The sequence below is a fragment of the Roseateles sp. P5_B10 genome (assembly GCF_056400485.1).
Genome location: NZ_JBFULE010000173.1, coordinates 1 through 8,378, shown reverse-complemented (window position 1 = coordinate 8,378; position 8,378 = coordinate 1). Strand labels below are relative to the sequence as shown.

General features: G+C 71.8%; 6 protein-coding genes and 1 pseudogene. 3 read left to right on the top strand and 4 right to left on the bottom strand.

All coding sequences use genetic code 11. The features are described 5' to 3' along the window. Positions 1-536, top strand: a 536-nt coding sequence (locus AC1DU6_RS13100) for a hypothetical protein (RefSeq protein ID WP_477857626.1), incomplete at its 5' end; no start/stop codon positions are given. Between the two features lie 147 nt (positions 537-683). Here the strand turns inward: AC1DU6_RS13100 and AC1DU6_RS13095 are convergent. The 4 genes from AC1DU6_RS13095 to AC1DU6_RS13080 all read right to left on the bottom strand — a co-directional run bounded on the left by AC1DU6_RS13095 (position 684) and on the right by AC1DU6_RS13080 (position 5,409). Continuing rightward, on the bottom strand, positions 684-1,409 hold the full coding sequence (locus tag AC1DU6_RS13095; RefSeq protein ID WP_457319764.1) for a response regulator: 726 nt from the start codon (positions 1,407-1,409) through the stop codon (positions 684-686). A gap of 226 nt (positions 1,410-1,635) precedes the next feature. Continuing rightward, positions 1,636-2,874 carry a glycerophosphodiester phosphodiesterase gene (locus tag AC1DU6_RS13090; RefSeq protein WP_457319766.1) on the bottom strand — a complete coding sequence of 413 codons (1,239 nt, stop codon included), beginning with the start codon at positions 2,872-2,874 and terminating at the stop codon, positions 1,636-1,638. Positions 2,875-2,966: 92 nt separating this feature from the next. After that, positions 2,967-4,127, bottom strand: coding sequence for a sensor histidine kinase (locus AC1DU6_RS13085; RefSeq protein WP_477857623.1), 1,161 nt, complete (start codon positions 4,125-4,127; stop codon positions 2,967-2,969). Further along, on the bottom strand, positions 4,117-5,409 hold the full coding sequence (locus AC1DU6_RS13080) for a sigma-54-dependent transcriptional regulator (protein WP_457319770.1): 1,293 nt from the start codon (positions 5,407-5,409) through the stop codon (positions 4,117-4,119). Before AC1DU6_RS13080 ends, AC1DU6_RS13085 begins: the two co-directional genes overlap by 11 nt. 152 nt (positions 5,410-5,561) lie before the next feature. Here AC1DU6_RS13080 and AC1DU6_RS13075 point away from each other — a divergent pair, with 152 nt between their 5' ends. Both AC1DU6_RS13075 and AC1DU6_RS13070 read left to right on the top strand, forming a co-directional pair. Beyond that, entirely contained in the window at positions 5,562-8,039 is a 2,478-nt protein-coding gene (locus AC1DU6_RS13075; protein WP_457319772.1) for an FtsX-like permease family protein, read from the top strand. A gap of 7 nt (positions 8,040-8,046) precedes the next feature. Next, positions 8,047-8,378 (top strand): annotated as a pseudogene (locus AC1DU6_RS13070) (hypothetical protein); the annotation flags it as partial.

Genomic DNA, 8,378 nt, shown 5'->3' with positions numbered 1-8,378 from the left:
GCGAACGCCAGCCCGCCGGCAAGGCCCGCGAGGCCTGCCGCGCCGACGCACGCCGCGCCGCCGGTGGCGGTGCCGATGCACCCGACGATAGCGGCCCGGCCACGCCTTACTTGCTGTTCACCGGACCGATGGCCTGCAACCTGCAGTTGAGCGCCAAGCTGGACGAGCGCGTGCAGGGCCGCTTCAACGATGTGCAGGGCGTTGTCCCCTTCACCGAGACGGCCCAGGGCAGCGAGACTCGCCGTGACGATGCGCCCTGCCCGACGCTGCAGGCCGTGCTGGACACCCGCAACGGCCGGGTCTGGACGGCGCTGGGCCTGGTGCCGCAGGATGTGCAGGGCGTGCAGACCCGCGAGGAGGCCAATCGCCGCAAGCAGCGCCACGAGGGCCGCATCGGCCTGCAATGGCGCGAGGCCCAGCCCTGGCTGCAGCAGCGCCTCGTGCAGCTCAGTTCAGGGGGCCAGGATCAGGCGCGCCTGCCGGCCGGCACCGGTCAGGCGGAGATCAAGATGAAGTGGAGCTTCAGACCGACGTGACTGACGCCCCTCGTCCGGTCAGGCCTCGCTGAACGTGGGCCTGACYGGCCGGTCCCCCGAGGGGACGGCGATGCTCGCGGCTTCGAGCCGCGAGCACATCGCCAAACGCGGGCCGGCTAGGGAGCGGCCCGGCGCTCGGCCCGCAAGTTACGTGCTCGGCGGTGGCGGGGCGCGCAGGTCGCTGACGCGGCGGCCGCGCTTGCTGGCGGCGCTGCGCAGGTGCACCAGCGACTCCACGCGCTTGAGCAGTTCGCGGTCGTTCCAGGGCTTCTTGAAGATGCCGTAGACGCCCTCGATCTGGCCGACGCGGCCGTGCAGCTCGTCGTGGCCAGTGATGGCGATAACGGGCAGGTCTTCGGTGATCAGGCTGCCATGCACGTCGGCGATCAGCTCGAAACCGTCCTTGTTGGGCATCTCGAGGTCGGTGATCAGCACGGCGATCTCGGGCTTCTCGTCCAGTTGTGCCATGGCCTCGTTGCCGTCGTTGACCTGGACGACCACGAAGCCCGCACCTTCCAGCAGGCGCTTGAGCTTGGTGCGCACGACGGCCGAGTCATCAGCGATCAGCACGGTGGGTGGCCCCTCCGGCACCACGGGCGCGGGGGCGGCCGGCGGCTGCATCGGCGTAGGCGCCGTGACGAAGGCGCTGGCCATCGACGGGCCAGCAGTGGCTGAGCCAGGCAGCGGCGGCAACACCACCGGCGCGTTGGCGCGCTGGCCCCCTTGCGGCGGGCGTGGCGGCGGCGTGTATTCGCGCGGCGGACGGTAGTCGTCACGCTTGAAGGCGGCGATGAGCACGATGATGGCCAGCGGTATCGCGATCAATACCGGCATCAGATAGGCGCCCAGCAACTCCTGCAGCTCGTGAAACATCGACTCCATCCCCGGGGTGTAACAGCGGGCAGCCTAACACCCGCCACACGGTCACACCACCGAGGAAAGCCGGTAAGAGTGCACCCCTCGCCCGGTTTTGCGCGCTGAACGCGGGCAAACCCAGTCGGTCCCCCGAGGGGACGGCGATGCTTGCGGCATTGAGCCGCAAGCACATCGCCTGCGGGCCGGCTTGGGAGCGGCCCGGCGCCGGTCCGCGTTCCGTACCTCAATCCCGGCTGGAGACGCAGCCCCGGCCGTTCACGAGGCAGCGGGCGTAGCCGGCGTCGTTCTTCAGCAGGAACATGGCCCGCGCCGCGAAGGCCGAGTCGGCAAAGTCGGCGAACACGCCGTCCACGCCCAGCTCGTAGAAGGCCAGGTATTCGTTGACCGGGCTGCCCTGGTAGTCGCTGGCCAGGCGCTTTTGCTCACTGCGGAAGGTGTAGGGGTGCACCACCAGGCCGAGCTTGTGCGCGTTGGCGACGATGTCGCTGGCGGGCAGCAGCTTGCGGTCGCGCTCGTCGACCAGGCCGTCGCCGTTGCTGTCGGCACAGCCACCGCCCGCGGCCACCGTCTTGCAGGCGCTGGACAGCAGATAGACCTTCCACGGGCCGATGCCATCGGCATAGGTCTTCACCTCGGCCAGGCCGGCTGGCGTCAGCAGGTCCTTGAACAGGCCGGCGCGGCCGGACACGACCCAGTCGTAAGGCTTGTCATAGGGCTTGTTGAAGGCCAGGCTGCCGTCGGCATTGACGTCGTCGGCATCCACCAGCTGCACCAGGCGCAGGCTGGACTTGCTGCGCAGGTATTTCAGGTTGGCCGTCTCGAAGGACTGCACGATGACCGGCGCGCTGCGATGGTTCCAGCCAGCTTTGGTCAGCACGCGCAGCAGGCGGTCTTCCAGGGCCAGGCCGAGGCTCTGGTGATAGGTCGGGTGCTTGGTTTCCGGGTAGATGCCGATGCGCCGCCCTTCCTCGGCCGACTTGCGCTTCACGAAGGCGATGACCTCCTCCAGCGTCGGGATCTCGAATTGGCCATTGAAGGATGGGTCGCGGTCGGCCAGCGGCTGGATGGCGCGCAGCGTCTTGATCTCGGCCAGCGTGAAGTCGCTGGCGAAGAAGCCCGTCTCGGTCGCGCCGTCGATGACGGCGGTGCGTTTGCGCGAGGCGAACTGCGGCAGCGAGGCGACGTTGGTGGTCGCGATCAGGTTGGGCTCGTGGCGGACGATCAAATGGCCGTCCTTGGTCGCGACAAGATCAGGCTCGACATAGTCGGCACCCATGGCGATGCCCAGGGCGTAGTTCTCCAGCGTGTGGTCGGGCAGATAGCCGGTGGCGCCGCCGCGGTGGCCGATGACCAGCGGCGCGTTCTCGGCGCGGCCGCGGTCATGGGCGGTAGCGCTGAGTGACGAACTCAGCGAGGCGAGGGTGAGCAGGCACAGGCCGGCCCAGCGAAGGGGTTTGAACATCGGATGGCTCCTGGGTGACCGAGCGCCGCAGGGTAGGCGGCGGCGGTGACGAGGCCGTGAACCTGGAACCCCCTAGCTCCGCTGCAACTGCATCAAAACGTCAAGACGAAGCAGGCGCCGCCACCCGGCCGTTTGGCGTGGCGCACCGAGCCGCCGAGGCCATGCACCAGCTGGCGCACGACTGCCAGGCCCACGCCGCTGCCGCCCTCGCGCGTCGTGAAGAAGGGCGTGAAGATGCGGCTCTCCAGCCCCGGCGCCACGCCCGGACCGTTGTCGGCCACCGTCAGCCGCAGCCGCGCGCCGCGGCTCAGGCGGGCTTCGATCAGCAGCTCGGGCTTGGAATAGCCGGCGCAAGCCTGCAGCGCGTTCTGCGCCAGGTTGATCAGCACCTGTTCCAGCTGCGCCGCGTCCGTGCGCAGGGCCAGGCTTTCGGGTTCGACCGCGAGCCTGACCGCGCCGCCGGCCACTTCCCAGGCCGGCGCCAGCAGCCGCTGCACCGCCTGCAGCAAGGGCRGCAGCGGCGTGTCGGCCAGCGTTGGCGCGGGCGGCTGGCTGACGCTGCGGTAGCGCTCGACAAAGGCCTGCAGATGCGCCGCCCGCCGCGCCAGCGTCGCCAGCGCCGCCTGCAGCTCGTCGTGCTCGCCGGCGTCCAGCAGGGCCGGCGCGCTGGTGGCGAGCGACGCGATCGGCGTCAGCGAATTCATGATCTCGTGGGTCAGCACCTGCACCAGCTGGCGCCAGGCGGCCAGCGTCTCGGTCTCCAGCTCGGACTCGATGGGTGCCAGTGCCGCCAGCCGCCAGGCCTGGCCTTGCACGGTCAGCGCCGACACGGCCAGCACGGCGCGCTCCTGGCCATGCTCGGTGGGCAGGGTGACGACGCGCCGGCCGGGGCCGGTGTCCAGCAGAGCAAGCAGCGCCGCAGGCTCGACGGCGCGGCCCGGGGCGATGAGCCGGCGCGCGGCGGCGTTCAGCGCGAGAGGCGGTGTCCCGGCCATGAGGCGCCACAGCGCGAGCGGGGCGTGTTCGAGTGCGGCATCCAGGTCCGGGCGCGGTGCGGGCGGTGGGTCGGGTGGGAGCGGCGTCGGCCGGTGGGCAAGGCGACTCAGTGCAGTCCACCCAATGGCAGCGGCGAGGCAGCCGGTCAGCGCGCAGGCGACGAGCAGGCGCGGGGCGTCCAGTGAAGCGGCGGCGCCCGCCGCGCTTGCTGCCAGCCCCATCGCAGCCACCACGACACGCGTTCGTTCAAAGCCCATGCTTCTCAAGCCGTCGATACAAGGCCGCGCGGCTGACGCCCAACAGCTTGGCCGCCTGGCTGATATTGCCGTCGGCCTGTGCCAGCGCCGCCTGTACGGCCTCGCGTTCGCGCTGGGCGAGGTCCAGCCCATGCTCGACCGGCGCCGGCTTGGCCGCGTCGGGGAGGCCGAAGTCGTCGAAGGTGAACACCGGTCCGCGCGCCAGCAGCGCGGCGCGCTCGCAGGCCTGGCGCAGCTCGCGCACATTGCCGGGCCAGCGGTAGGCGCACAGCCTGGCGAGTGCGTCGGGCGTCAACTCGACCGTGCGCTTGGCGAACTGCGCGAGGTAGTGGCGCAGCAGCAGCGCGATGTCGCCGGCACCGCGCTCGCGCAGCGGCGGCACGCGCAGCACCACGGTGTTGAGGCGGTACAGCAGGTCGGGCCGGAAGCGCCGCGCGTCGAACAGCTCGGCCTCGGCCACATTGGTGGCGGCCAGCACACGCACATCGACCGGCACCGGCTTGTCGCTGCCCAGTGGCGTCACCTCGCGGCGCTCCAGCGCGGCCAGCAGCTTGGCCTGTTGGGCCAGTGGCAGGTTGCCGATCTCGTCGAGAAACAACGTGCCACCGGCCGCTGCGACGAAGCGCCCGGGCCGTGACTCGCGGGCGTCCGTGAAGCTGCCGCGGCGGTGGCCGAAGAGTTCACTCTCCACCAGTGCCTCGGGCAGCGAGCCCATGTCCACGGCCAGTAGCGGCCCGGCCGCACGCGGCGAGGCGCTATGCAGTGCGCGCGCCACCAGCTCCTTGCCGACGCCGTTCTCGCCCAGGATGAGCACGCTGGCTTCGCTGGCGCCGACTTGCGCGATCTGCGAGCGCAGGGATTGCATCGCCGTCGACTCACCCAGCAGCTCGCCCGCGGCAGGCGCGGGAGCACGTCGGGCCAGCGCCGCCTGCACGCAGGCCACCAGCCTGTCGTTCGCCCAGGGCTTGGTGATGAAGTCCACCGCGCCGCTCTTGAGCGCCTGCACGGCCAGTTCCACCTCGGCATAGGCGGTCATGACGACCACCGCCGGCGCGTTGCGGCGCGCCACCACCTCACGCAGCAGCGCCAGGCCGGCCACGCCATCGCTGGCGCCGGGTGTGAAGTTCATGTCCAGCAGCAGCACGTCGGGCGCCATCTCGTCCAGTGCGGCGGCCAGCTCGCGCGGGTCGTTGCGCACGGCCACTGCGCTCAGCCTGCGCAGCGCAAGCCGCGCGGCCAGGGCCACGTCGGGGTCGTCGTCGAGGATGAGGATGCCGGGCATGAGAGGGCGCGACTCTAAGCGGGGCCGGGGCTGCGGGGAAGGTGGTGTTCGGAAGCGGACAGTCGAGCTGTCCGCTTGCGGACGGTCGCCATGCCTTCAGGCCGCGTTGGCCTGGGAGAACGCTCCTGGCCCGCCTCTTGCAAAACCGGGCCATGACCCAGCTCCCCACCTCCACCGCCTGGCGCGGCGCCTGGCGGCAACTGCGTGCCGAACCCGGCCCGGCCGCCCTCGTCATCGCCGGCCTCGCGCTGGGCCTGGCGCTGACGCTGCTGACCGCCAGCTTCCTGCAGGACACGCTGTGGCCCGATGCCCGCGTGCCCGAGCCCGACCGGCTCATCACCTTCGAGTGGCGGGTGCGCGGGCCCGGCGGCATCACGACCGACTGGTTCGGCGACGTGCCGGCCGTGCCGCTGAACGCCGCCTTGCGCGACACCGGCGCGCCGGTGGGGCCGATGAGCCGCGTGCTCTACACCTTTTTGCACGCGCGCGCCAGCGAGGCGCAGGGCCAGCCCCGTGGCGTGCGGCTGGTCATCGCCATGGCCGATCCCGACCTGCAGACGCTGCTGGGCTTGCAGCCGGTCGCCGGCGACCTGAAGGCCGCGATGTCGTCGCCCGAAGGCATTGCGCTGACGGAAGTCGCCGCGGAGCGGCTCTTCGGCACCGCGCAGGTCCTCGGCCGCACCTTCACCCTGTCCTTGCCGCCCGACCCCGAGGGGCACACGCCGGCCATGCAGTTCGCGCTGACCGTCAAGGCGGTGCTGCCCACGCACAACATGAACGGCCCGCTGATCTACGACGCCATCGCCGGCTTCCAGGCACCGGCCGCCAAGGCCTACCTGGCGCGCTCGGACAACTGGTACCAGAACTCCGGCCGGCTGTTCGCCCGCCTGCAACCTGGCGCCACGGCCGAGCAGCTCACCGGCCTGGCGCAGCGCCTGGTCGACCGGCAACCCCTGCCGCCGGGCTTCCCGATGGACTTCCTCAAGGGGGGCGGCAAGGCGGCCTATCTGCGCGCCCTGCCCGTGGCCGACATCGGCCTGCACGGCGCCGGCAGCCCGCAGCGGCGTCAGCAGCTGGCCGGCCTGGCCGCTGCATCGGCCGGCGTGCTGGGCCTGGCCGTCATCAACTTCGTCAACCTGTGGAGCGTGCGCACGCTCAGGCGCCAGCGCGAGATCGGCCTGCGCAAGTCCCTGGGCGCGGGCGCCGGCCAGCTGGCCGCGCAGTTCTTCGCCGAGGCGGCCGTGGTTGCCGGGTTGGCTGGCGGGCTCGGGCTGCTGCTGGCCTGGTGGGCCGCGCCCACGGCGTCGGTGCTGCTGCAGCATCCGTTTGACGCGCCGGTGCTATCGCCCGTCATGGTGGCGCTGACGGGCCTGCTGTGCTTGGGCATCGCGGGGCTGAGCTCGCTGCCCCTGGCGGCGATCGCGCTGCGGGTGCGGCCGGCGGAGTCGCTGGCCGGCCGCAGCCACAGCGAGGGCGCGGCCAGCCGCTGGCTGCGCCGGCTCATGACGGCGCTGCAGTTCGGCGCCGCCGCGCTGTTCGCGTCGCTGGCGCTCACCGTGCTGTGGCAGGCCGAGCATGCCGGCGGCATGCCGCGTGGTTTCGAGCTGCAGGACCGCGTCGCCGTCGACCTGCCCTGGGAAGCGCAGCCGGCGCAGACGATGGCGGTGCTCGAGGAAGTCCGCCGCTGGCCCGAGGTCGTCACCGTGGCCGCCGCCGACGACGTGCCGGGGCGGGATTTTTCGAGCTGGTTCTCCGAGTTCAACCGCCCAGGCGCCCCGCCCATGAACCTGCGCACCGGCGTCGGCTTCACCCCTGGCTATCTGCAGGTCTATGGCATGCGGGTCATCGCCGGCCGGCTGTCGGCCGACCATGTCGCGGAGGTGGCGCAGAACGGCCTCGTGCTGGACCGCAGCGCCGTGCGCGCGCTCGGCTTTGCCAGCCCCGAGGCGGCGGTTGGCCAGACGCTGGGGGTGTCCCCCAACTTCCACGATGGCAAGCCCGCCACCGTCGTCGCCGTCATCGACGACATCCGCCTGGAAGGCCCGCGCAGCCCGCCGCAGCCGCATGCCATCTCGCCCGTGGTGACGCGCGGCGCGGGCGCCATCGGCGTGCACAGCCGTGACCCGCAGGCCACGCGCCGCAAGCTCACGGCACTGCTCAACGAACGCTTTCCCGACTCGTTCATCGAGGCCCTGCCAATGCGCGACATGCTGCTGCAGAAGGTCGCAGAGGACACCCGCCTGGGCCGGCTCATCGGCTTCGCGGGTTTGCTGGCCCTGGCGCTGGCCGCCGTGGGCATCTACGCCCTGGCCGCCTACACGCTGCGCCGCCGCGAGCGCGAGATCGTGCTGCGCAAGCTGCACGGTGCCGGCCCCGGTGCAGTAGCGGGATTGCTGGCCGCCGAGTTCGTCGGCGTGCTGGCCGCCGCCTGCGCCGTGGCGCTGCCGCTGGCGGCCTGGCTGTCGCAGCTCTACCTGAGCGGCTTCGTCGAGCGCGCGCCGGTGGGACCGTTCTCGCTGTGGGCGCTGCTGGCCGCCGTCGCGCTGCTGACCGTGGTGACGACGCTGGCCGTGGCGCGGCACCTGCATGCGGCGCTGGCGCTGCGGCCACTCCAGGCGCTGCGTGGCTGACGCGCCAATGAATGCCGCGCTCTCCGGCGCCGCCATGGACCGCCGCGTCGCGGTGCCCAGGCGCTACGGCCTGATCGTGCTGGCGGTCCTGGCTGCGCTTGCCGCGGCCTTGCTGCTGGTGCGCTACTGGCCGCGCGGTGTGGCGGTGGCGCGCGCCGACGTGGAAATTGCCGCCGTGAAAACCGGCCCCTTTCGCGACCTCGTCGTCGGCCGCGCCGTCGTGCAGCCGCTGCAGTCGGTGCTGCTGGACGCCACCGAGGACGGTCGCGTCGAGCAGGTGCTGGTGAAGGATGGCGCCAGCGTCGCGGCCGGCCAGCTGCTCGTTGTGCTGAGCAGTAC

Bases quoted from the DNA above. Each gene is read 5' to 3' on its own strand.
- AC1DU6_RS13095 (WP_457319764.1), bottom strand. From the start codon at position 1,409: ATGTTTCACGAGCTGCAGGAGTTGCTGGGCGCCTATCTGATGCCGGTA.
- AC1DU6_RS13090 (WP_457319766.1), bottom strand. From the start codon at position 2,874: ATGTTCAAACCCCTTCGCTGGGCCGGCCTGTGCCTGCTCACCCTCGCC.
- AC1DU6_RS13080 (WP_457319770.1), bottom strand. From the start codon at position 5,409: ATGCCCGGCATCCTCATCCTCGACGACGACCCCGACGTGGCCCTGGCC.
- AC1DU6_RS13075 (WP_457319772.1), top strand. From the start codon at position 5,562: ATGACCCAGCTCCCCACCTCCACCGCCTGGCGCGGCGCCTGGCGGCAA.